The sequence below is a fragment of the Prevotella sp. HMSC077E09 genome (assembly GCF_001814685.1).
GTDB lineage: Bacteria > Bacteroidota > Bacteroidia > Bacteroidales > Bacteroidaceae > Prevotella > Prevotella oris.
Genome location: NZ_KV817564.1, coordinates 16,737 through 40,195 on the forward strand (window position 1 = coordinate 16,737; position 23,459 = coordinate 40,195).

Genomic DNA, 23,459 nt, shown 5'->3' on the forward strand with positions numbered 1-23,459 from the left:
ATTTCCGACCGCAATGCTTTTGCTTCTCAGCACGCCCCTTCCTGCGAAAGCATTTGTAAAAGAAAATAACAAAAACCCACCCCCGCCCCCTCCCCAAGGGAGGGGAGTGCTAACTTGCGGAGCCTCCCCCTGCCCCTCCCAGGGAGGGGAGCTTAAACTTGCAAGGAAATTAGTTATAACTCGCTTCGTAATTATGCATTATGAATTGTGCATTATGCATTAAATACAATTCAACATTCCTCATTCAACATTCCACATTACTAACAGTGCTGTGGCTTTTCAAGCCACAGGAACCTGCTGATTATAATAAAGATAAATCTCAATGGAGTTGTTTTTTCTGTATAGAAACGGTTGAAATTGACTTGCATAAAAAAAGGGGCTCCGCCGAGTCCCAACCTTTGTTAACCTTAAATCTAATACTATGAAAAACACATTGCAAAGATATCTCTAATTTCAATGCTTGTCAAGAGATAGTAGGCATAAAATGATTTAATATTTGTTTTTATTGATTTATATCAATTATGTGTACGCAAACAAACTGTTTTCAGCCTTCATCTTAACGCAAAAGAAGCTTAAAAACTTGTTTTATTCAAAATTAATCTCTATCTTTGCACCAGATAAAACACAGAGAGTGAAATAAGGATTTGGAATTCCGACAGGCGCATTTTGTCGGGGTTCTTATTTTTTTGGTTACTCTTTCAGCGTTCAATTTTAATTAACTAAACAAGAAAGATTATGGCTTACATGTCACAAGAAGGCTACGATAATCTTGTAGCAGAGCTCCAACGGCTTGAATCAATAGAGCGTCCTAAGGCATCAGCCGCAATTGCTGAAGCCCGCGATAAAGGCGACTTAAGTGAGAACTCAGAGTATGATGCAGCCAAAGAAGCCCAGGCTCATCTCGAGGATAAAATCAATAAGATGAAGGTGGCCATTGCTGAAGCGAAGATAGTTGACTTGTCTCGTCTCAGCACGGATGCCGTTCAGATTATGTCTAAGGTAGAGATGACCAACATGGGAACCAAGGCTAAGATGGTATATACTATTGTCAGTGAGAGCGAAGCAAACTTGAAGCAGGGCAAAATCAGCATTAAAACGCCGATTGCACAGGGTCTGTTGAACCACAAGGAGGGCGAAATCGTTGAGGTAAAGATACCTCGTGGCACCATTAAACTACGTATTGATAAGATCAGTATTGATGTGTAAATAACGCTTAATTCCTTAAAAGAAAAAGATATGAGTACCGTGTTTTCAAAGATTGCAGCAGGGGAGATACCAAGCTACAAATGTGCCGAAAGCGACAAGTTCTATGCGTTTCTCGACATTGACCCCGTCACAAAGGGACACACTTTGGTTATACCTCGCAGGGAGGTTGACTATATTTTCGACATGGATGATGATGAGTTGGCCGAGTTTGAAGTGTTTGCCAAGCGGGTAGCTCGTGCCATTAAAGCAGCTTTCCCCTGTAAGAAAGTGGCACAGGTTGTGCTCGGTCTTGAGGTAAATCATGCTCATATCCACTTGCTTCCAATGAATAGTGAAGCTGATGTTGACTTCAAACATCATGTGAAACTCACCGAAGAGGAATTTCAAGAAATAGCGGAGAATATTAGAAAAGAGTTCAAATAGGAAGTCTCCCCCTGTCCTTTGCTTTCCTTGTTGCGCTCACTCAACGAACAGCAACCTACGGTTCCAAAGGAGAGAAGGGCGAACTTGCGAGTTTACTGAACTTTTCTTTCCGACAAAGTTTAAGTATGTGAAACCATAAAAAGCGACACTCTGTGATGCAGAGTGCCGCTTTTTAAGTCTCAATCTGTTTCCTTTTGTCAAGTTTGAGCAAATCTTTTGCCGTTCAAACTCCCCTCCCTTGGGGAAGGTTAGCGTGGGTTTTAAGAGCCTTTTGAAAAGGTCAACAATCTCTCCATCAGCCTTGGTATGCCATAGTTCTCTATCTCTTCTTCCTTTATCCAGATGAAATCTGAAGGCAAAGTGGGCTGTTGTTGCGGTGTAAGAAGATAGAAATCGGCAAGGATGATACGATGAGTGAGCACGTGTTTCACATCCTTTTGTAGCAGAATGGCAGTCGAACAGAGGTCTGAAGTGAGGTGTTCGGCCTCGGGAACTGTCCACAGTCCCTGCCAGATATCACCGCTTCCACGCTTGTGAATGGTTGTCATTCCGTTCCACCTTATATAATATAAGGCGAGATGTCGCGTCTTAATCTTCACTGTTTTGAGTTTCACGGGCAGCTGTTCTACGCGTGCTCTGCGTCTTGCTACACATGTTTCAGCTAACGGGCAAACTTCACATTGCGGACTTTTTGGCGTACATTGTGTTGCTCCGAAGTCCATTACGGCCTGGTTATAGTCGGCAGCTGCCCCTTGAGGTAAATGTTCTTGGGCCAGTGCAGCAAAGAGTTTAATGCCTTCAGTGGTATTAATAGGCGTGTCGATACCGAAGTATCGCGCCAGAACTCGATAGAAGTTGCCGTCAACGGAAGCCACTTGAAGACCGAAAGCAAAGCTTCCAATGGCCGCAGCTGTATAGTCTCCCACGCCTTTCAGCCGCTTGATACCGTCTAAAGTGTTGGGAAAATGCCCCAAAGCAACTATCTGTTGCGCCGCTTTATGCAGGTTTCGAGCCCGTGAATAGTAGCCCAATCCCTGCCACATACGCATTACTTCGTCTTCTTTTGCAGCTGCAAGGTCTTCTACGCAAGGCCATTTTTCCATGAAACGCAGCCAATAATTCATGCCTTGTACAATGCGAGTCTGTTGCAATATGATTTCACTGAGCCAGATAGCATAGGGATCTTGCGTGTTGCGCCACGGCAGATTGCGCCCGTTTGTGCGATACCAGGCGAGTAAAATCGAAGTGAAAAGCGAGATGTTTTGCTTCATATTCGTGCAAAGTTACAATTTTTCTCAGATAAAAAGAGTATCTTTGTAGGGATAAATCCAACTGTATAATGTTGTGGAAATCAAATTAATCAGTGCGAAACATGATGCAGACGAATGTCGAACTTGAGCAGGCTTGGGAGTTTGTGGAACATACAGGTACGAGCGTATTCCTTACAGGAAAGGCAGGAACGGGTAAGACTACATTCCTTAGAAGCGTAGTGGAGAAAAGCCAAAAGCGGTTGGTTGTGGTTGCACCTACAGGCGTTGCAGCTATCAATGCGCGTGGAGTGACCATTCATTCTTTCTTTCAATTGCCCTTTTCTCCCTATATTCCAAATACCATAGTCAAGGGAGAATATGGGGTATCTAAGGAAAAACGGAACATCATCAGAACGCTTGACCTCCTCATTATCGATGAAATCAGTATGGTTCGAAGCGACCTTTTGGATGCGATTGACTCGGTGTTGCGTCGCTTCAAGAACCCTATGAAACCCTTTGGTGGCGTTCAATTGCTCATGATGGGCGATCTTCAACAGCTCACTCCGGTAGTAACTGAGGAGGATGCCGGCATGTTGAAGCCTCATTATTCGACCCCTTATTTCTTTGGAAGTCACGCACTTTCTCAGATACCCTACGTCACCATAGAACTCAAACACGTTTACAGACAGCAGGATGTTGGCTTTCTTCATCTCCTGAACCATGTGAGAGAAGGGCGTCCTACGGCTGAAGATATGGAGCAACTGAATGCTCGGTTTCATCCTGATTTCCATCCTGATGCAGACCAAGGCTATATCAGATTGACAACTCATAACGCCATGGCTGACCATTATAATGACAGTCAATTGGCGCAACTTCAAACGCCTTCGTTCGACTTCAAGGCTGAAATCAATGGCGTTTTCCCTGAATATAGCTATCCCACGAACGAGGTGTTGACACTCAAGAAGGGTGCACAGGTGATGTTTGTGAAGAATGATTCTTCACCTCTTCGACAGTATTATAATGGTCGTATAGGCCGAGTGAAGCGCATAGATCAGGAAAACATTATCGTACATTGCCCCGGAGATGACTTCGATATCACTGTAGGTGTGCAGGAATGGGAGAATACTCGCTATATCATTAATAAGGAAACAAAGGAGATAGAGCCTGATGTTCAAGGCTCATTCAGGCAATATCCGCTGCGATTGGCATGGGCAATCACCATTCATAAGAGCCAGGGGCTGACCTTCGAACATGCCATTATAGATGCCGGTTTGTCGTTTGCTTCGGGACAAGTTTACGTGGCCTTGAGCCGTTGCAAGACTCTTGAAGGACTTGTTCTTGCCTCTCGTATTGACGAAAAAGCTATCATTAATGACCAGCGGGTGAATGATTATATCTCGCGACAAGAGGAAGAAGCACGTCGAAGTATAGGTCTTTTGGAACTTTACAAGCAAGATTATTATAAACAACTGCTGGTAGAACTCTTCAGTTTCCATGATATTCTGCGTGCTCAAGAGAGTCTTTGCAGGGCAGCAGTAGAGTGGCTCCATGCCTATCCGAGACTCACTTTGCTCCATAAGTCGACGCTCAACAGTTTGCAAAAGCAGGTAGGAAGCGTTGCCATGAAATGGCTTTCGGTCATCCAACAATCTAATTATGACCAGCTGACAGAGGGTACTTTTCTTGACAGAGTGAAGCGGAGTGCAGGATATTTCAATGCAACACTCAATACCTATATACGTCCGTTGATAGCCCAGACACGCGATATAAAGATTGAAAACAAGCATGGTGCCGAGCGTTTGCAAGCCACTTTTGATGATCTCTCTTTGGCTTATCTCACCAAACACTACTTGCTTGATGAAGTTTGTAAACGCGGATTTGATGTTGGTTGCTATCTGAAAATGCGCCAGACAGCATTTCTTGACGCACTCGATGAGGTGGCTCCGCAGGCTAATGGCCCACGCCGCAGACGCAAATCGAAGTCAGAAAGTGCGGCTCCAAAGCCCAAACGGGAAGACACTAAGCTTGTTTCGCGTCGCATGTTTGATGCGGGAAAGACCGTTGGAGATATCGCTGTGGCTCGCAGTCTGACTGTTGCAACGATTGAAAACCATTTGGCTTATTACGTCGAACAGGGCGAACTCGAGGCTGTCGACATTATAGGAAAGGAACGTTATGAGGCTGTTAACGGTGCCATTCATAAGCTTAGAACCACCGTCGACATGAAAACCATAAAGGAATTATGCCCGAGTGAGGTCACCTATGGCGACATTAAAGTGGTCTTGGCAGAGAAAAACAGACGCGCTTCTACGGCTTCTTGAAGCGGTCTTTGAATGGTTCGGTCAGTGCATACGTGCGTTTCAATGTCTCGGCATCAATGGTTTGATTGACTAAGTCGAGCGCGAAAGGCATCATTTCCTTAGCTTCCTGAGAGCGCAGATAATTCGCATCAAGACACCATGTGCCTAATCTGTAACGGTCAAGTGCGTCAGCATCCTTGAAATCATGATATACCGTGAGCCATGCAGGAGCTTCATCTTTGCCCTCATTCTGAATATAGGCATCACCCAAAGTGTCGTCTTGGTCGTGGAAACGGATAGCAGCATAGGCCTCGGGAAGATAGTGCATGTCGGCATGTTCCGCACAGAATGCTTTGTAATATTCGGCAGCCCGCTCGCCATGTCCCTTGTCGAGATAGTTGTCTTTGCGTCGGGTGTCATGAAATATCGCGGCATGACAGAGTGCAATCGTGGCTCTTATGCGCAGCTTCTGCATGTTGGCAAGCCGAAGCGCATGAAGCAAAACGCGCTCGCAATGACCTTCTGTGTGCACGTCAATGTCGTCTTCAAGCGGCCAGAAATCCACCTCACAGTGCATTCGTTGTGCCCAGAAAGTGAACATTTCTCTTATTTGTGGGCTTTCTTTCTCAAGGATGCTATTGGATATATTCATAATTTTTTGCTAATTTTGCAAGCGATATGAAGAAGATTTTTCTATTTGTTTTGTGCAGCGTGGCAGCCATGTCAGTATCTACTTCATGCCGTTTTGCGCGTGAAGACAATCCCGGTGATACCGTGGCAGCTAACGAATTCGACCCTACAATCGGTCAGAAGGCCAAGTCGTTGCACGCATCTGCCGACACCTCGGCTATGAATTCGACGGTTGACAGCACGGATATTTTCTTTGTGGGTGACGGCAGTACGAAGCAGCAGTTGCAATTGGTTTCCTACCCAAGCAAGTGCGATACCGCCGTTTTCTCCAAGGCACGCCACATCAAAGTGCAGGGAAATGCAGACTTTGGGCACGTGGTTCGCGTTGGTTTCTATCGTCTGCCGTCCGGTGACTCCATTGTGAAAACTGTCGAAGAAATTACATTATAAATCAGTTGGGGGCACAAAGTATGGTGCAGACACGGTCTTGAAAGGCTCTGCCATTACGCCCGTGCATCACTCCTTGATTGATAATGGCGAAGCAAAGCATGTGTCCATTGGCCGCCTGACAATAGCCGGCAAGACTGCTGATGCCGGTAAGTGTGCCCGTCTTAGCCTTTACATTGTCGCGCGTAAAACTTCCTTTCATTCGTTTTTTCAATGTTCCGTCAACGCCTGCTATAGGGAGTGCAGGCATCAGTTGGTGGCGGATGTTCTCGTTTTTGTAGGCATAGCGCAGCATTTTCACTTCTAATTCCGCGCTGACATAATTGTAGAGAGAAAGCCCAGAGCCGTCAGCAAACTTATATCGTGACGCATCTAATCCGATTTTATCAACCAAACGGCGCTCCACAGCGCGTGCACTTCGTGCCGAAGCAGGGTGGTTTCCCGTGCTTGCAGCTATCTGATAATACATTGCTTCGGCATAAAGATTGTTGCTTTCCTTAAGCATACGCATCAGAATTTGGTCGATAGTGTGAAATCGGTTGACGATACAAAAGGCATCAGCGGGCTTGCGCTTTTCGTCTATATTGGCATCAACATAGATGCCATGTGCCACGAGTGCATCGAGAAAACGCGCCATGAAGATGTCTTTTCCACTGAAGAGTAGCGGTGTCAGTACGGGGTTTTTGTCGTCCCAACACCAGCCTTCTCCATACTGTTTTGTGTCTTTCATGCTCAAGTCGGCATAGAGATGCCCTTCGATAGTGTCGACACCCATCTTGCGGATAGCTTCAACAAAGGCATTGAGATCATCGGTGTTGAAGCGTGGATCGAAGCCTCCTACACAGTAAATGTCGCCTACAAGCTTGTTGTTTTCAATCTTTCCGGTGTAGCAAAGCTCGGTTTTGAACTGATAATCTCCGCCTAATCTGTCAATTGCTGTAATTGCTGTGACGAGTTTCATCGTGCTTGCCGGACGCATCAGTTGGTGCTCATTGAAGGCAAAGATAGTGCTGTCGGCATCAAGATCATAGACCATCAAGCCCACTTGTGAGGTCTTGAGAAGGTCGCTTCTGAGCAGTATTGCTAACTTGTTTTGCACACTTTGGGGCCACGGTAGGGCTATCGTGTCATCCGGAAGCGGGCTGATCATCGCCGAATCAGCTACATCACTCTCGTCATTATCTTCTATTGTCTCGTTCTCTATCTGCGAAAATGCAGGCAAAGTAAGCATTGAAAGCAGGAGAAACAGATATTTCAAATTCTTCATTGTCTTTTCTTTAGTTCGCTCATGAAAGCCTTCTGGTCGTCCGGTTGCAGACTGATGAGTCGGTTGGGGCCGTATTTCACGAGCAGATAACGACTTGCTCCGAAGGCCGTTTGCATGGGAATCACCTTCACGATGTCGGCAACCCGAATGTCCTTGTGGCGTGAAAGGCGTCCACGGTCAATGCGCAGGATGTCGTTCCCCTGGTCATCATGCATGAAAGTATAGGTGGTATGGAGCACGCGCTCAATGATCAACACGACAAAGATTGCCGTGATAAAGCCCGCAAAAGGCATCATGTGCCAAAAGCACCAGAGTGAAAATAGCGTGAATAAAACAATGGCACACTTGGCAACAAGCGTGAACTGATGATGAAAGACCCTATCCATTACATGATCAATAATATTCTTGCGTGCAAAAGTAATAAAAAGAAAGCAGAAACGTTTCTATCTTATTGTATTTTAGGATTTGTTGCATTCAATTCTGTTTTATTGCAGATAAGGTGAAAGTATAGCTTGTTTTCAATTCGATTTCGATAGAGTTTTCATCGTTTGAAAGCTTTACTTGCACGCGCTCTTCCATTCCTTGGCACTGTATGATGAATGATAGCGAAAGATGTGTTAATGCTTTTCAAGGATGTTTACAATTGCCCTTGCATAGCTTGCGTATTTGAAAAATCATTTCTCCCTGTTCAAAATACGTGAGTTTTGAAGCATTTCGGCAAAGCATTGACTGTCAAATGGTTATCTTGTTTGATGCTTTTTGAAGCACTTAATGACATTGAAGATATCTGCGATTTGCGTCATTTCAGCTTGTAATCTGCGTCAAGATGCGTGATGATTTCAGTCACTTTGCGAGGTAAAGTGACAGAGATAGCGAAGCAAGAAGGCCGAAGTGAGAATATCGAAGGCATGAAATCACTCCACTTTTATGCAGAAATGGCTTCACTGTCACATTGGAAGCGACATTTCATTTCTATTTGGTAGGGTCTTGAAATGTTAAAAACAGGATAACAATATTTACAAAAACAGAAGGAAGGTAAACTCGAATTTATAAACTTTCAGATGAGAATATGGCAGTTTCCCCACAGCAATAACCGCACAAGATGCTTTTCGTCATCATACGGTTTCAACATTATTCAAAGCTGATTTCCTCTTGACTTCCTGACCACTCCAAGGCAGATGAAACGGAAAAAGGCTGAAAGAACAAGCCTTGACAGGCTTCCTCTTCCAACCTTTTATAGGTTTTAATCGTTAAATCTGATTAGAGATTTGGGTTCATTTCTTTCCACTTGTCAACAGAAGGAACAATACCAAGCTCAACAATCTCGTCACGCATCTTGCAAAGATGCTCGTAAGACTTCTGCAAACCGTCCATTTCTTCCTTGGTTCCCGTAGGTTCTGTGAAATGAACACCGGTTTTGTCAATCGTTGTCGGCATTGCCATCATGACATTCTTAAAGCCAAGCTTGTCGTTGCAAACATAGCAACCAGCCGGCAAAGTGAACTTCTCGCCACCCATAGCTGCCTCAATCATCTTCACAGCATTATATGCCGGACTCTGGAAAGAGCTGCGACCACGGAGCTTAATGATGTTAGAACCGCCCTGAACTGTGTGATGTTTAATCTCTTCCCAACGCTCATCAGAAAGCTTCATCTCTGCCAATGGCTTGCCATCTACCTTTACTTGAGAAGCAAATACGGCCATCTGCTCACCGTGACCGCCATAAGTGTGTGCGCCGGTAACTTTATCCTGCTGTACACCGAACTCCTCTGCAAGTGCCTGCTGCAAGCGAGTTGAGTCGAGAGCAGCAAGAGATGTCAACTGACTTGGCTTCAAACCAGAGTGAATCAGCGTTGTCAAAGCGGTTACATCTGCAGGGTTGAAGATGACAACCACATGCTCTACATTGGGGCAGTACTTCTTGATATTGTCACCAAACTCGGCAGCAATCTTGCAGTTTCCTTTCAAAAGGTCCTCACGGGTCATGCCTTCCTTGCGTGGAGCACCGCCGGATGAGATGATATACTTAGCACCGGTGAATGCCTTTTCAGGGTCAGTGGTGTAGCAAAGATTAGCACCAGGGAATGCACATTGAGCCATCTCATCATATACTCCGTGTACACCTGGCTCGAAAATATCGTAGAGACAGATGTTAGGAGTAAGCCCGAGCATCAATACACTCTGTACCATGTTAGAACCAATCATACCACCTGCGCCGACGATAACCAGCTTGTCATTCGTTAAATACTTCATAATTGTAATTAATATTGTTTTGTTTTGAAATCTGATTTCTATGGTTTGTTCAACCGCAAAGTTAGTAAAAAATCCATGATTCAATGTATTTATCCAAGAGATTATTTGTTGTTAATTCTTAAAAACTTTATCTTTGTCATGTCGATTTAGCAAAACAAAGCACATGGAAACAATTAACCAACGATTGGAAGCATTGCGCGAAGTGATGCAACAAGAGCATATCGCAGCTTTCATCTTCCCAAGCACAGATGCTCATAACAGTGAATATGTGGCCCCACATTGGAAAGGACGCGAATGGATATCAGGCTTCAACGGCTCTGCAGGAACGGCCGTTGTCACACTGAAAAGTGCTGCCTTGTGGACGGATTCGCGCTATTTTCTGGCTGCCGAGCAACAACTTACAGGATCAGAATACCAACTTATGAGGCTCAAAGTAGACGGAACGCCTACCATTGCAGAATGGATTGGACAGCAATGCGAGGCAGGAAGCGAGGTGGGTATTGACGGAACAGTGAGCTGTTATGCTGAGACAGAAGCCTTGAAAGCCGAACTGCGCCACCAGGGAGGCATGACTTTGCGGCTCAATCTCGACCCACTGGCTCGCATTTGGAACGACAGACCAGCCATTCCACAGCATAAGATTAAACTGCATTCCCTTAAGTTTGCCGGAGAAACTACAGACTCAAAACTCGACAGAATACGTCAAGCCCTGCGCCGACAACATTGTGACGGCATGCTGATATCGGCCTTGGATGACATTGCCTGGACACTGAACATGCGTGGAACCGACGTGCATTGTAATCCGGTTTTCGTGAGTTATCTTGTCATTGAGCATGAAAAGACAACACTTTTTGTTGATAACGACAAGCTGACATCTGAAGTTTCAGCCTATCTTGCCATGCTTTCCATTAAGGTTCTCCCCTATAATGAGGTGGGAAAATATCTTAAACGGGACTACTTTGCCTATAACATTCTGCTTGATCCTAACGAGATTAACAGCTATTTAGTGGCCTGTGCGAAAGAAGGAAGAGCAGCAGTTGTGCTGACAACATCGCCCATACCAGAGATGAAAGCAGTGAAAAATGAGACAGAAATCCAGGGCTTTCACAATGCAATGAAACGTGATGGTGTAGCCATGGTAAAGTTTCTCAAATGGCTCATACCCGCTGTAAAGGCTGGTCATGAAACTGAAATTTCATTGGATAAGAAACTGACATACCTGCGTAGTCAACAGCCATTGTTCCGTGATAGTTCTTTCGACACCATCGTTGGATACGAACATCATGGTGCAATTGTACATTACGAAGCCACTCCCGAGACAGACATTACTATCGAACCCCATGGATTTGTGCTCATCGACAGTGGCGCCCAATATCAAGACGGCACAACGGATATCACGCGAACCATTGCACTTGGGTCTCTCACAGAAGAGCAGAAACGCGTCTACACCATAGTATTAAAGGGGCATATCCAACTTGAATTAGCTCGTTTCCCCGATGGGGTCAGTGGCACACAACTCGATGCTTTAGCCCGTGAACCCCTGTGGCGTGAAGGCTATAACTTTCTCCATGGCACTGGACATGGCGTTGGTTCATATCTCAATGTGCATGAAGGGCCTCATCAAATACGCATGGAATACAAGCCCGCTCCATTGCATGCAGGCATGACGGTGACCGATGAGCCAGGGCTCTATCTGTCAAATCGTTTCGGAGTTCGTATTGAAAACACCTTACTCATAACGGCAGATGAGGAGACAGAATTCGGCAAATTCCTTCGCATGGAACCCCTAACGCTTTGCCCAATTGACACAACTCCAATTCTCATCCCTATGATGACCGATGAAGAGATTGCTTGGCTCAATACATACCATGAATATGTTTACACTGCTCTCTCACCGCTTTTGAATGCCGAGGAACGTGAATGGCTGCGCAATGAAACACAAGCTGTCAGACGCAAACAAGCCTAACGCAGTGTTATGATGCCACATCATGCCGGCAAACAAGAAACAAGTTGTCTAATCACTTGCTTTATTCTTAAATTTTGTAAAATAAGAACTGCAAAACTTGCAGCGTTAAAATAAATTGTCTACTTTTGCACCCGCCTTACAAGTTAAGGGCGTTTAGCTCAGCTGGTTTAGAGCATCTGCCTTACAAGCAGAGGGTCGGCGGTTCGAATCCGTCAACGCCCACCGGTGTAACGGGTGGTTACCAGAGTGGCCAAATGGGGCAGACTGTAAATCTGCTGGCTATGCCTTCGGTGGTTCGAATCCATCACCACCCACTTCAATGAAAGGGATTTAGCAATGCTAAATCTCTTTTTTTATACTTTGAAATGCATCATTTCGCATTCTTTTTGTAACTTTGTGAAATGATGAATTCAGTCTTGTATATTAAGAATATGGTATGCGATCGTTGTAAGATGGCCGTAGAAAAGGTGCTGCGCGATAACAACATGCAACCGCTTTCCGTAGAACTTGGCGAAGTACATGTTGAGAAAAAGCCCAATGAAACACAGTACAAGCAACTCAAAGGCGACCTTGAAGCTTTGGGCTTTGAACTTCTTGACGACCGCAAACACCAGACTATAGCGCAAATCAAGACTGCTATAATCCAGCTTGTACACTATCGTGACAGTTCTACAAACTTCAACCTAAGCGATTATCTCGCATCAGAACTCCACGCCGACTACAGTGCATTGAGCAAACTTTTCAGTGAAGTTACGGGGCAGACTATTGAGCGTTATTTCATCGAACAGCGCATTGAGCGTGTCAAGGAGCTGATACGTTATGACCAAATGAGCCTCACTCAGATTGCCTTTCAAATGAACTACTCAAGCGTTTCTCATTTAAGCAGTCAATTCAAAAGCGTCACAGGCATGACACCTACACAATTCAAAGCCCTCAAAATAAATACCCGACGCGGCATCGATGAGATTTAGTCATCAGCCGATTTCATTCTTTTCTCTTCCAATATTGCTGTAACAAACGTCGCCACAACGGTTGTTTCATGTGCTCAAATCGCCTCAACGTACGAGATGTTTTATGCTTCCCAATCTGTAAAATCGCTGCAGCCTTGTCAAAATCAAAGACACCATAGCGTTTCATCGGCACCTGGACAACAAGGTCGGGACGTGAGATTAAGATCTGTTGACGTGTATTTTGTTCGAGCATAATTGCGATAGTGCGCATCAACAACGTTACATAATTGATATTGATACCCTCGAAATGCTTCATAATGCGGTTCATGACAGCTGCCGGCATCGACTTACTGAGCAACTTTCTCTCCACAAACTGCTGCATGAGCAGCTCACCTTGATAATCATGAGTGCTCACATTGATGCCGAAAAGCAAGTCACCCGAATGCCTCACCACCCTGTTCAAAGGCAATGAATTGACTAATCCGCCATCAACAAGCAACATATCTTCCCGCCTAACGGGATTGAGAAACAGCGGTATTGAGATGCTGGCACGGATGGCATCATAAAGGCTTCCATGGTCGAAAACGACCTCCTTTCCACTGTTCCAATCGGTTGCAACGGCCGTATAAGGAATGGGGAGATCCTCAATATTGACATCGGGCACAATCTCTTTCAAGGCCTCCATCACCCTGTCGCCCTTGACCAAATGAGTCAAACTCAATGAAAAATCGACCAAAGAAAGCACTTTTCTGCGGTCAAGTGCCAACACCCAGTCTTTCACTTCGGGCAGTTTCCCAGCAGCATACATGCCACCTATGAGTGCTCCCATTGAGCAACCGGCAATCGAAGTGATTTCATATCCGTGGCTTTCCAAGGTCTCAATGGCCCCGATATGCGCCAATCCGCGCGCTCCACCGCCTGACAATACCAATGCAATCTTCTTTTTCATGGCAACAAACTCCATTCAATGGTTTATCAATTCTCCACATCTGTGCTTTTTTCTAAAACACATACATGAGCAAACACCACAAAAGCCACAGTTCCATCCCAAAAGGAAAGAGCTGCGGCTTCTGGTTTTTCACCTTATTATATAAGGCCTATTGGAACTTTATTTATCCGTAGATAACGTTTCCGTTCTCGTCTTTATAATCGTCCAATGCCTTACTATATTGGTTCATTGCACGCAAACTCATACCCATATTAGAGAAACCGCCGTCATGGAACAGCGTCTGCATGGTCACCTTACGCGTCAGATCGCTGAACAAAGTAACGCAATAATCGGCGCATTCATCAGCAGTAGCGTTGCCAAGAGGCGACATCTTATCGGCAAAGTCCATCATGTTATCAATGTCCTTTATACCTTTACCAGCGGTCGTAGCTGTAGGAGATTGCGACACAGTATTAATGCGGACATTCTTCTCACGACCATAGATATAGCCGAAACTACGCGCGATACTCTCCAACAGACTCTTGGCATCTGCCATGTCATTGTAGCCGAAGAACGTGCGGTGTGAAGCCACATAAGTCAGTGCAACGACTGAACCATAATCAGCAATAGCGTCAACTTTCTTGGCAGCCTGCAACATCTTATGGAACGAAATGGCTGAAATATCAAGCGTTTTATTCAACCAATTATAGTCAAGATCATCGTAAGTGCGATGCTTGCGCACGTTAGGACTCATACCAATGGAATGGAGTACGAAGTCTATTTTGCCGCCCAACAACTCCTGAGCCTTTACAAAAACATTCTCAAGATCATCGTAATTGGTGGCATCAGCCGCAATGACTGGCGCATTAATCTTCTTGGAAAGCTCGTCAAGCGTACCCATACGGAGTGCCATTTCAGTGTTACTCAGCACCATGGATGCGCCTTCTTCTGCACAACGTTCTGCCACTTTCCATGCTATTGACATGTCGTTCAGCGCACCGAAAATAATGCCGCGCTTTCCTTTCAATAAGTTGTATGCCATAATTTTCTATTTTTAAATCCGCTGCAAAGTTACGTCTTTCGAGCAAGAATACCAAAAAAAAATGCACAAAATGGGTTTTTCTGTGTAGTTCAAAGAATGATTCAAGTGGCTCATTTCAGCTTTCAAAAGTGACAGCCTGCCTTTTCCGACAACACTTTTCCAGTGTTCCTGAAAGTCGATTTTGTAAAGTTTATTGGCTAAAAAACACGTCGTTTCATTTTCACCATCTGGAGAAAATAAACGCTGAAAATTGACTTTCAATAACAAAATAAAGCGAATGAAAACTTCAAAATCGGCATTTCACATGCCAATCTGCGTCAAAACATCATGTATTCTGCATCAAAATAGTCCACTATCTGCATCAAGTGACCGCGCAACTTGCATCAAATTGCACGACAAAGTGACGCAAATCACACTGTTTATCAACATCATGTTATGCTGTTTCTCCTGTTGTTTTTTATAATCAACTGATTGACAATACTTTACAAACTCATTCAAAACTCGCGTATTTCCGACCGCAACGCTTTTATTTTTCAGCATGCCCCTTCCTGCGAAAGCATTTGTAAAATAATTTAACAGATACCCACCCCCAGCCCCTCCCCAAGGGAGGGAAGTGCTAACTTGCGGAGCCTCCCCCGCCCCCTCCCAAGGAGGGGAGCGCTAACTTGCGGAACTTCCCCCTGCCCCTCCCAAGGAGGGGAGCGCTAACTTGCAGAGCCTCCCCCTGCCCCTCCCAAGGAGGGGAGTCCGAACTTGCAAGGAAATTAGTTATAACTCACTCCGTAATTATACATCATGCATTGTGCATTATGAATTAACTACAATTCAACATTCCTCATTCCACATTAAAAATTATGTATTATGAATTGTGCATTATGAATTAAATTCAATTCAACACTCCACATTCCACATTAAAAATTATACATTATGCATTGTGCATTATGAATTAAAACAATCTCACATTACTCCTGTACTGTGGCTTTCCAAGCCACAGCACCCTGTTGATTATAATAAAAAATTATCCTACCTACATAATAATTCAACAACGATAAAACCATAAGAGATTTCAACTTAAACAACAACCCAAGATATTAAATTATTCAAAATAATGATTATTCAATGTACACTTAATAGTTTTCAAGAAAAGAAAATCATAATTTTGCCATATTGAAACAATCATCTTAAACCCTAAAGTGCATCATGAAAAAGAAACTACTCATTACTATTATTACTTCTGTAGCAACAAGTGGGGCCTTTGCTCAACCGGCAATAATCGGCTATCCTTATCAACAGGTGCCGTTTACGAACGTTAAACTCGCACCAAACTCATTCTTTGGCGACCGCGTGAAAGCGGCAAAGGAGGTGACTATTCCCTTGGCTTTCAGCAAATGTAAAAGCGAACACCGCTACGAAAACTTTGAAAAAGCTGCCCACCCTGACGACAAATATGTCGTTGAAAAGTTCATGTTGTTCCCTTTCGATGATACCGATGTCTACAAAACTATCGAGGGTGCAAGCTATATGTTGCAGAGTTTTCCCGACAAAAAGCTCGTGAATTACATCGACAGTGTACTCAACATCGTGGGTAAAGCACAGGAACCTGACGGCTATCTCTACACAGCACGCACGATGAACCCTAAGCATCCACATCCTTGGTCGGGGCAGAAACGCTGGGAAAAAGTTGAGGACTTGAGCCATGAACTCTATAATCTTGGCCACATGCTTGATGCTGCCGTAGCCCATTATCAAGCCACAGGATCAAGGAAGTTCCTTGATATTGCACGCCGATATGCCGACTGCGTGCTTCGCGAAGTAGGGCCAAATCCAGGTCAAGTCTGTGTAGTTCCAGGCCATCAGATAGCCGAAATGGGACTTGCCAAGCTTTATCTTGCAACGGGAGACAGGCGTTATCTCGATGAAGCTAAATTCTTCTTGGACTACAGAGGCAAAACAACTATCCGCAATCAGTATTCTCAAAGCGACATTCCTGTTGTCGAACAGCGCGAAGCTTGGGGGCATGCTGTACGTGCAGGTTATATGTATGCGGGCATGGCAGATATCGCTGCACTCACCGGAGACAGTGCTTATATCAAGGCTATCGACTGCATTTGGGACAACATTGTAAGCAAAAAGTATTACTTGACGGGTGGTGTTGGCGCACGACATTACGGAGAAGCCTTTGGCGCTGATTACGAATTGCCCAACCTGACGGCCTATAATGAAACCTGTGCAGCCATTGCTCAGTGCTATCTTAACATGAGATTGTTCATGCTTCACGGTGATTCTAAGTATATAGACTGCTTGGAACGCACATTATATAATGGTGTTATCAGTGGCATGAGCATTGATGGCGGACGCTTCTTCTACCCTAATCCGCTTTCTGCCGACGGCATTTACAAGTTCAATGCCGACGGAACTACGACGCGTCAGCCTTGGTTTGGCTGTGCTTGTTGCCCCAGTAATCTCAGCCGTTTCATTCCTTCTGTGCCCGGATATGTCTATGCTGTACGAGGCAATGACGTTTATGTGAACCTCTTCATGGGCAGTAAAGCCAACGTGAAAGTAGGTGGAAAAGAGATGAAAATAGAAACAGAAACCAACTATCCTTGGGATGGAAAGGTGACGATTTGCATCAAAGGAAACACCAATAAGCATGCATCTCTCTTAGTTCGCATACCGGGTTGGGCACGCGGTGAGGTCACTCCGGGTGACCTTTACAGCTTTACTGACAGCCAGAAAGACGGTTGGAGCATTGCTGTAAACGGCAAAAACTGCAATGCAGAAAAGGTAGAAAAGGGTTATATCCGCATCAATAATGTGAAGAAAGGCGATGTGATTACACTCAATCTTGACATGGAGCCACGCACTGTTGTGGCTGACAAACGCGTCATGGATGACCGAGGTTGCGTGGCAGTTGAGTGTGGGCCATTGGTCTACTGCGCTGAAAGTGCAGACAACAACGGCATGAAAACTCATCAAATCTACATCAAGAACAATGCCGTCTTCAATCTCATCAAGGATTATAAAATCAGGAACACCGAAGCAGATGGAAAGTTTTTCAGTGTTGATGCCTTACAGACAGCAGCACAGGAACTGTCGAAAAACAGCGAAGGAAACCTGACATTGAAGAACTTCAACCTCACACTTATCCCCTATTATGCTTGGAATCATCGCGGAACGGGATGCATGGACGTGTGGTTAAAGAGTACAGATTTGAAGTAAATCCTTGCTTTCGGAATACTCATTTCATGGAAAAAGCCTCCGATATCAAGGTGTATCGGGGGCTTTTCCAATACGGTTTCTATCACAAAAGTTATATGCTTATTCCTTATGCCGGGCTTCAATATCTCCCTCTTGGGCTGGATGAGCAGAAGGTTTTATAATCAAAGACGCTGCAATACTCACAACCAAGACAGCTACAATGACACCGAGTGACCACAAGGCATCAATCTCTACATAATGATGTATGAGGAGTTTCACTCCGATAAACAGCAGTAAAAAGCTGACGCCTGACTTCAAATAACGGAACTTGTCGGCTATGGCGGCCAGCAAAAAGAACATAGCACGCAGGCCAAGAATAGCGAAAATGTTGGAGAAGAAGACCACATAAGGGTCGAGACTCACGGAGAAAACCGCCGGAATACTATCGAAAGCAAAGATTAAGTCGCTGAATTCTATCACGAGAACCGTCACGAAAAGCGGTGTCATACAAAGCAAACCTTTCATTCCTTTGCCTACCAATTCATAGTCATTCCCCTTTTTTACCGCACGAACAAAAAAGTTATCGCCGTCAAAACGAAGGTAAACATGGAAATATTTCGATAGGAAACGCACCATAGGATGATGCTCCACGTTGATAGATTCCTTTTTATTGCGATCGCGGTACATCTTATATGCACTGTAAACCAATACGACTCCGAAGACCAACAACACCCAATCAAAGCGCTGAATGATAGCAGCACCGGCAAAGATAAACACGAAACGCAAGACAATTGCCCCCAGAATACCCCAATTGAGCACATGCTGATATTCTGTGTTCTTTACGCCGAAAGAGGTAAATATCATCATCATGACGAAGAGATTATCCACAGATAAGGTCTTCTCTATAAGGTAACCAGATATATATGAAATAGTCATATAATGGCGATAATGCTGCAAACTGCCTTCGAAATCGTTAGGGTTGAGTTTGAGATGTGTGGCATAACGCGATGCAACGGCCTGCAAATCGTCGAAGTTATGAATGCCATGTACAAGGTCACCATAAAACCAAAGGAAAGCAGAAAAGGCCAAAGCGAGTGTTATCCAGACAAGAGTCCAAGTGCCGGCTTCCTTGATTGACACGGCATGAGCCTTGCGATCAATAACCAACATATCCAATATGAGGATGGCTGCAATAAAGACAACGAAGCCAATCAAAAAGAGAATTTCAGTAGAATGCATTTCCAATGTGAAATTTTATCTATGTTCTTAGTTGTTATTTCTACATTCCCAGCAACATTTTCAATTGCTTTTCTTTCCATAAGGCATACATTGTCACGCCGAAAAATGCAATGAAAGCAAACAACAGAACAATCTTCTTACCTTGCGGGCCAGCCTTTTCAATAGGCATAGTAGCACTCTGAAGTGTCGTAAAAGCAGGCGTAACTTCCTGCACTCTCGCATAGGAAGCCTGCAAGTTTGCCGCCAAAGAGTTGTATGTATTGAATTGTAATTGCATGTCATTCTCAAGATCTTCCTGCTTACTTCGCACGCTCTCAAGTATCAAGTCCTGATTACTGTCACTGAAAGAACCGTAGAGTTGGCGCGCCTTCTCATAGCGATGCTTAGCTTCCGAGCACAGTTTCTTGATGTTTTCCAAGTCATTCCGTGCCTTATTCGTACGATATTCCGTGATGAATTCCTGTAGGCGTGACTGCACAGAATCAGCCATAGTAGCTGCTATCAACGGGTCCTGATCGGTCACATTAATAGTAATAACGCCCGTTTTCTCATCCACATCGCATAATACATTCTTTTGAATTGCCTTCATGATTACCGTCTGCTGCTTGGTCAACATGAATGTATTGAGCTTCTCATTCTTAATGGTATCCTTGCCGGAAAAAAGCTTTATCCACCATGGTTTCTGTTGATAATAGAGCAGATAATCATAATAATTCATCATCTTATGGCTATCCTTACGATGCACCTTGATGTCAAACAGACTGCCTTTGAAATCAACAGAGTTCATCAAATCAGGATAGAGATTTGGTGTAATGGCGTCAACGTCCTTGCTTCCACTGCTTCCAAGCTTCACCCCAAAAGATGAAGCAAGCGAACTCAATGAGCTACTTGTGCCTCCATTTAGTGAGAGTTCGGGAACCAACATCACTTGACACTCGTAATATGGAGGCAGAGATTTCGTGATAATAACACCGATAATAACTGCTGCCGGGATACAAATAGCGTAGTTCTTCCAATGCTTTTTCAATGCGCCAAACAACGCTTTGAAATCTATGGAAGTCTCTTCTTCCTCCCATTGAGGATTATTTTGTAGACGATTTTCTTCGTTCATGCTGGATAATAAGTTTAATATAACGTTACGAACAGCTTTATTTGACGAGATTAGCAATGGTTGCAAACATTGTTGCCAACGACGCCATGCTCGTTCCTATGCCTAAGATATTAGTCAAAGCATTGCTATTTGGCTTCGGTTTACTCGGCACTATGATTTCGCATCCAGGTTCAACCTTATGCTTTCCTGCTACACTTACCCTACCATTTTGATAGACAATAAATGTCTTCGAGTGTTTTGCACGTGTTCCAAAGCCACCGGCCTCATTGATATAATATCTGTAGTTACGCCCTTCTTCATAAGCAACCGTGTTCGGATACATCACATCTCCACTGATCTTTACAGTTCCATTATACTCCGGAACGACGAGTTTATCACCTTCACGCAATACAATATCACTGTTTGAGCCAGGGTTTTCAAGTGCCTTATCAAGTTCTATACCCACATAATACGTTTCTGCAAAGTCAAGAAGATTAGTGTTGACGCTGTCTTTCCCGTTTTGATTGTTCACCACACGCATAACAGATTTCATGCGAATTCGCTCGTCTTCATTAATCTTCCTCTCTATTCTTGCACCACGAATAAAAGCTTCTGACGTCACCCCTCCAGCCATTCTGACAAGGTCACTCAGCCTTGTATTCTTCTTATTCAAGGTATATGTGCCTGCAAAGAGCACTTCGCCACTCACCGAGACATTGCGTTGTGCCTGATAACCAGGGCTGCGACGCACATAAACTTCATCATAAGGTTCCAGCTTAAAGCCTGCAGTTCCATCGATAATGAAACCATCCTTAAGTGTGAAACTGAAAGTTTTTGCAATCTCTCTTGGCGAAGTTGTTGCCGTTGGATCAATGATACGACGCGACACATCGACTTTAGCTGTCGAAGCAGCATCGGTCAATCCGCCCGCCTGCATAATGAAATCTTCGATCGTTTCGTTATCAGCATACTGATAAGAACCAGGGAATTGCACCTCACCATGAATGGTAATAGTGCGTGCAGAAGTGCGCTCACTCTGGGTTGGAATAAAGAGAACGTCTTCATTCTGCAATGGAATATCGGCCACACTGCCGTCAAGAATTCCCTTCACATCAACCGCAATAACCTCTAAAGTACGGTCTTTCTTCAGACGATGTAATACGGCATGATCTGTGAAAGCATCCTCCGTGACACCCTCTGCATGCTTAATCAGAGAGCGAACACTGTTTATCTCCTGCCCCAACTGATAAAGTCCTGGGCGGAATACAGCTCCTTTAACCTCAATCATATTATCGTAACGATTGAGTATAGAGTCTGCAGAAATCACATCACCATCAGCAACTCGGAAGTTATTCATTTCGAATTCACTGACATTATACACCGACTTTTCACGCCCGGTTGAACGTAACAAGCGCACAGACTTCTTGTAAGCATTGCCTGCAAAGCCGCCGGCATAGCGGATAACGGAAGCCACACTCTCGTTCTTTCTCATTTCATAAGTCATCGGACGCTTTACAGATCCGCCGATATCCACTAAGCAATCGTAAGGCCCAACCACGATAACATCATTGTCTTGAAGACGGATATTACCCGTCAATCTGCCGTTAAGAATGTAGTCATAGACATCAACAACCGTTGCCAAACGACCGTTACGGAACACCTTAATATTACGCAACGTACCTAAACCATTAATACCTCCGGCCATATACAGGGCGTGGAAGACGCTTGCGAAAGCACTGACCGTGTAGGTTCCAGGCACTTTCACCTCGCCCATCACATTCACAATGATAGTCCGAGTCTGTCCAATGGAGGTCTTAATCTGGCTACTACTATAGCGTGATCCTAACGTTCGACGTATCTTCGCATTAGCTTCGGCGACCGACATACCGCTGATATAGATAGGCCCATAGCCCGGAACGGTCACCGTTCCCTCTGGAGAAACAACCAAAGTCTCGGTCTTTTGAGAGGCACCATAAATCTCAATAACCACTTGGTCGCCTGCACCTATGGTGTAATTTGTCGGTGTTGCAATATTCATGTTTGGCTCGAAGCTCAACAGTTTGTTGTTGAAGATGTCACGACCAAATACTTTTTTGCCACCGGGAGACAGCACTTCTTCTGCATGTTCGTTGATGTTTCGTTGCACTTGCACGTATTGTTGCTCAGCGGTTTCCTGTGAAGAGCGGTCCAACTGCATATTGCCTGAAGTCAATTCCTGCGGCTTCGATCCGCTGTTATTTCTCAAAGTACCATTCGAAGTGACTGCACTACCACCGTCAACCTTCGTTTGATTCTGGCTCTGATACTGGTTTCGAACACGTCGAATCTGGTCAATCTGCACACCGCGCTGCATGAGTTTGGTCACAATCTGCCCGTTGGAAGTCCCGGCCTTGTGCTCTTTCTGATAGAATTGCATTACCTGATTGTCACTCATCTGAGCGAAACAGCTCATGGAAATGACAGAGAAGAACACACAAAAGAGAATTCTTTTCATAAATTTATCTTGTATTTTATTTTTCCTTATGCAACAAAAAAAGTAGAGTTAATAGACCTGTCAGCAGTCTTTCTAACCTATCTGCCCCGCTACTTTGCCGACGATTATCCCATCACTGCATCGACATCAGAAAACGAAAAGACACAACTTACTTCTATTAATATGGTGCAAAATTACAAAAAATAACGATTGGAAACGAATGATTTGCCGTTAAAATGCAAATTAATTTTAAGGCATATCGACTGTGACCTGTGTTTAGTCATCAGCATTAACAACTGTAGAGACACCGGACATCAACACAGAAAGAGGCTCCACATACAGGCTGTTCCTCCAAGAAACAACGTCTTCCAAAACTGCAATCAGTGTAAAAATCGTTCTTAATTTTTAACATTTCAAATCGCCACCAAACAGAGAAAAAGAAGCGAAAAAACGAGGAATATCTCGCAAGTTCAAAGCCTTTGGCGTGCAACTTCATTCATCATGCCCCGTAACTTGACGCAAAACACGCTGCCATTCAAGTCAAGAAGCAACGTAATTTGATGCAAGACAGAGGCTCTGTTGACGCAAATCACAACGTTTTTCAACATTATTTCGATTTGTATTTTGCTTCAGGTTTTATAATATTCTGACTGTCAATGCGTTACAAAATGTCAAAAATCAGTACCTATTTGAAACGAGAAAGACACTCGTTTCAAATCTTCAGGCCATGCAAGAACATTTGTAAATATAAATGACTGAATTTAACATATGGTAGTTTCAACTACCAAATGCGA

17 protein-coding genes and 2 tRNA genes are annotated in these 23,459 nt (G+C 44.3%); 9 read left to right on the forward strand and 10 right to left on the reverse strand.

Annotated features, from left to right (window positions below; translation table 11 throughout):
- Positions 1-735 precede the first annotated feature (735 nt).
- Together greA and HMPREF2983_RS07245 are read left to right on the forward strand one after the other, a co-directional pair.
- Positions 736-1,206 carry a transcription elongation factor GreA gene (gene greA, locus HMPREF2983_RS07240; RefSeq protein ID WP_070667553.1) on the forward strand — a complete coding sequence of 157 codons (471 nt, stop codon included), beginning with the start codon at positions 736-738 and terminating at the stop codon, positions 1,204-1,206.
- A gap of 30 nt (positions 1,207-1,236) precedes the next feature.
- Complete coding sequence (locus tag HMPREF2983_RS07245) at positions 1,237-1,629, forward strand: HIT family protein (RefSeq protein WP_018919432.1); 393 nt, start codon at positions 1,237-1,239, stop codon at positions 1,627-1,629.
- 260 nt (positions 1,630-1,889) lie between these two features.
- Here the strand turns inward: HMPREF2983_RS07245 and mutY are convergent, their stop codons facing one another.
- On the reverse strand, positions 1,890-2,900 hold the full coding sequence (gene mutY, locus HMPREF2983_RS07250) for an A/G-specific adenine glycosylase (RefSeq protein WP_070667554.1): 1,011 nt from the start codon (positions 2,898-2,900) through the stop codon (positions 1,890-1,892).
- A gap of 104 nt (positions 2,901-3,004) precedes the next feature.
- Between mutY and HMPREF2983_RS07255 the strand changes: the two genes are divergently transcribed.
- Positions 3,005-5,200 carry a helix-turn-helix domain-containing protein gene (locus HMPREF2983_RS07255; protein WP_070667565.1) on the forward strand — a complete coding sequence of 732 codons (2,196 nt, stop codon included), beginning with the start codon at positions 3,005-3,007 and terminating at the stop codon, positions 5,198-5,200.
- Here the strand turns inward: HMPREF2983_RS07255 and HMPREF2983_RS07260 are convergent.
- On the reverse strand, positions 5,187-5,831 hold the full coding sequence (locus HMPREF2983_RS07260; RefSeq protein WP_070667555.1) for a hypothetical protein: 645 nt from the start codon (positions 5,829-5,831) through the stop codon (positions 5,187-5,189). The genes HMPREF2983_RS07255 and HMPREF2983_RS07260 overlap by 14 nt on opposite strands.
- 26 nt (positions 5,832-5,857) lie before the next feature.
- On the opposite strand from HMPREF2983_RS07260, the gene HMPREF2983_RS07265 reads away from it, so the two are divergent.
- Entirely contained in the window at positions 5,858-6,259 is a 402-nt protein-coding gene (locus HMPREF2983_RS07265) for a hypothetical protein (RefSeq protein WP_070667556.1), read from the forward strand.
- Position 6,260: 1 nt separating this feature from the next.
- Here the strand turns inward: HMPREF2983_RS07265 and dacB are convergent, their stop codons facing one another.
- The 3 genes from dacB to HMPREF2983_RS07280 all read right to left on the reverse strand — a co-directional run bounded on the left by dacB (position 6,261) and on the right by HMPREF2983_RS07280 (position 9,776).
- On the reverse strand, positions 6,261-7,523 hold the full coding sequence (gene dacB, locus HMPREF2983_RS07270; protein ID WP_004377428.1) for a D-alanyl-D-alanine carboxypeptidase/D-alanyl-D-alanine endopeptidase: 1,263 nt from the start codon (positions 7,521-7,523) through the stop codon (positions 6,261-6,263).
- Entirely contained in the window at positions 7,520-7,909 is a 390-nt protein-coding gene (locus HMPREF2983_RS07275) for a PH domain-containing protein (RefSeq protein WP_018919426.1), read from the reverse strand. Before HMPREF2983_RS07275 ends, dacB begins: the two co-directional genes overlap by 4 nt.
- A gap of 874 nt (positions 7,910-8,783) precedes the next feature.
- Complete coding sequence (locus HMPREF2983_RS07280; RefSeq protein WP_004377430.1) at positions 8,784-9,776, reverse strand: malate dehydrogenase; 993 nt, start codon at positions 9,774-9,776, stop codon at positions 8,784-8,786.
- A gap of 163 nt (positions 9,777-9,939) precedes the next feature.
- Between HMPREF2983_RS07280 and HMPREF2983_RS07285 the strand changes: the two genes are divergently transcribed.
- The 4 genes from HMPREF2983_RS07285 to HMPREF2983_RS07300 all read left to right on the forward strand — a co-directional run bounded on the left by HMPREF2983_RS07285 (position 9,940) and on the right by HMPREF2983_RS07300 (position 12,713).
- Positions 9,940-11,742 (forward strand): aminopeptidase P family protein, encoded by a 1,803-nt coding sequence (locus tag HMPREF2983_RS07285; protein WP_070667557.1) that lies wholly within the window; start codon positions 9,940-9,942, stop codon positions 11,740-11,742.
- Between the two features lie 147 nt (positions 11,743-11,889).
- A tRNA-Val gene (locus HMPREF2983_RS07290) sits at positions 11,890-11,964 on the forward strand.
- A gap of 10 nt (positions 11,965-11,974) precedes the next feature.
- A tRNA-Tyr gene (locus HMPREF2983_RS07295) sits at positions 11,975-12,056 on the forward strand.
- An 87-nt stretch (positions 12,057-12,143) separates the two neighbouring features.
- A complete protein-coding gene (locus tag HMPREF2983_RS07300; protein ID WP_070667558.1) occupies positions 12,144-12,713 on the forward strand; it encodes an AraC family transcriptional regulator in 570 nt (189 codons plus the stop codon).
- Positions 12,714-12,726: 13 nt separating this feature from the next.
- Here HMPREF2983_RS07300 and HMPREF2983_RS07305 read toward each other — a convergent pair whose 3' ends face one another.
- Both HMPREF2983_RS07305 and HMPREF2983_RS07310 read right to left on the reverse strand, forming a co-directional pair.
- Positions 12,727-13,641, reverse strand: a complete 915-nt coding sequence (locus HMPREF2983_RS07305) for a patatin-like phospholipase family protein (RefSeq protein WP_070667566.1) — start codon at positions 13,639-13,641, stop codon at positions 12,727-12,729.
- A 163-nt stretch (positions 13,642-13,804) separates the two neighbouring features.
- Positions 13,805-14,662: an enoyl-ACP reductase FabI gene (locus HMPREF2983_RS07310; RefSeq protein WP_070667559.1), complete on the reverse strand. Its 858-nt coding sequence runs from the start codon at positions 14,660-14,662 to the stop codon at positions 13,805-13,807.
- A 1,200-nt stretch (positions 14,663-15,862) separates the two neighbouring features.
- On the opposite strand from HMPREF2983_RS07310, the gene HMPREF2983_RS07320 reads away from it, so the two are divergent.
- Positions 15,863-17,884 (forward strand): glycoside hydrolase family 127 protein, encoded by a 2,022-nt coding sequence (locus HMPREF2983_RS07320; RefSeq protein ID WP_070667561.1) that lies wholly within the window; start codon positions 15,863-15,865, stop codon positions 17,882-17,884.
- 99 nt (positions 17,885-17,983) lie between these two features.
- Here the strand turns inward: HMPREF2983_RS07320 and HMPREF2983_RS07325 are convergent, their stop codons facing one another.
- From HMPREF2983_RS07325 to HMPREF2983_RS07335, 3 genes are read right to left on the reverse strand one after another with little or no spacing between them, the layout of a single operon-like run.
- Entirely contained in the window at positions 17,984-19,102 is a 1,119-nt protein-coding gene (locus HMPREF2983_RS07325; protein ID WP_070667562.1) for a TerC/Alx family metal homeostasis membrane protein, read from the reverse strand.
- A 40-nt stretch (positions 19,103-19,142) separates the two neighbouring features.
- The gene (locus tag HMPREF2983_RS07330; RefSeq protein ID WP_070667563.1) at positions 19,143-20,213 is read right to left on the reverse strand and encodes a Wzz/FepE/Etk N-terminal domain-containing protein; all 1,071 of its coding nucleotides are present in this window, start codon (positions 20,211-20,213) and stop codon (positions 19,143-19,145) included.
- Between the two features lie 37 nt (positions 20,214-20,250).
- Complete coding sequence (locus tag HMPREF2983_RS07335) at positions 20,251-22,686, reverse strand: SLBB domain-containing protein (RefSeq protein WP_070667564.1); 2,436 nt, start codon at positions 22,684-22,686, stop codon at positions 20,251-20,253.
- Positions 22,687-23,459: the final 773 nt, after the last annotated feature.

Excerpts from the sequence above, each read along its gene's own strand:
- greA (WP_070667553.1), top strand. The coding sequence starts at position 736 with ATGGCTTACATGTCACAAGAAGGCTACGATAATCTTGTAGCAGAGCTC.
- HMPREF2983_RS07255 (WP_070667565.1), top strand. The coding sequence starts at position 3,005 with ATGCAGACGAATGTCGAACTTGAGCAGGCTTGGGAGTTTGTGGAACAT.
- HMPREF2983_RS07265 (WP_070667556.1), top strand. The coding sequence starts at position 5,858 with ATGAAGAAGATTTTTCTATTTGTTTTGTGCAGCGTGGCAGCCATGTCA.
- mutY (WP_070667554.1), bottom strand. The coding sequence starts at position 2,900 with ATGAAGCAAAACATCTCGCTTTTCACTTCGATTTTACTCGCCTGGTAT.
- HMPREF2983_RS07275 (WP_018919426.1), bottom strand. The coding sequence starts at position 7,909 with ATGGATAGGGTCTTTCATCATCAGTTCACGCTTGTTGCCAAGTGTGCC.
- HMPREF2983_RS07245 (WP_018919432.1), top strand. The coding sequence starts at position 1,237 with ATGAGTACCGTGTTTTCAAAGATTGCAGCAGGGGAGATACCAAGCTAC.
- HMPREF2983_RS07335 (WP_070667564.1), bottom strand. The coding sequence starts at position 22,686 with ATGAAAAGAATTCTCTTTTGTGTGTTCTTCTCTGTCATTTCCATGAGC.
- HMPREF2983_RS07280 (WP_004377430.1), bottom strand. The coding sequence starts at position 9,776 with ATGAAGTATTTAACGAATGACAAGCTGGTTATCGTCGGCGCAGGTGGT.
- HMPREF2983_RS07300 (WP_070667558.1), top strand. The coding sequence starts at position 12,144 with ATGATGAATTCAGTCTTGTATATTAAGAATATGGTATGCGATCGTTGT.
- HMPREF2983_RS07285 (WP_070667557.1), top strand. The coding sequence starts at position 9,940 with ATGGAAACAATTAACCAACGATTGGAAGCATTGCGCGAAGTGATGCAA.
- HMPREF2983_RS07305 (WP_070667566.1), bottom strand. The coding sequence starts at position 13,641 with ATGAAAAAGAAGATTGCATTGGTATTGTCAGGCGGTGGAGCGCGCGGA.
- HMPREF2983_RS07320 (WP_070667561.1), top strand. The coding sequence starts at position 15,863 with ATGAAAAAGAAACTACTCATTACTATTATTACTTCTGTAGCAACAAGT.
- dacB (WP_004377428.1), bottom strand. The coding sequence starts at position 7,523 with ATGAAGAATTTGAAATATCTGTTTCTCCTGCTTTCAATGCTTACTTTG.
- HMPREF2983_RS07260 (WP_070667555.1), bottom strand. The coding sequence starts at position 5,831 with ATGAATATATCCAATAGCATCCTTGAGAAAGAAAGCCCACAAATAAGA.
- HMPREF2983_RS07330 (WP_070667563.1), bottom strand. The coding sequence starts at position 20,213 with ATGAACGAAGAAAATCGTCTACAAAATAATCCTCAATGGGAGGAAGAA.
- HMPREF2983_RS07310 (WP_070667559.1), bottom strand. The coding sequence starts at position 14,662 with ATGGCATACAACTTATTGAAAGGAAAGCGCGGCATTATTTTCGGTGCG.
- HMPREF2983_RS07325 (WP_070667562.1), bottom strand. The coding sequence starts at position 19,102 with ATGCATTCTACTGAAATTCTCTTTTTGATTGGCTTCGTTGTCTTTATT.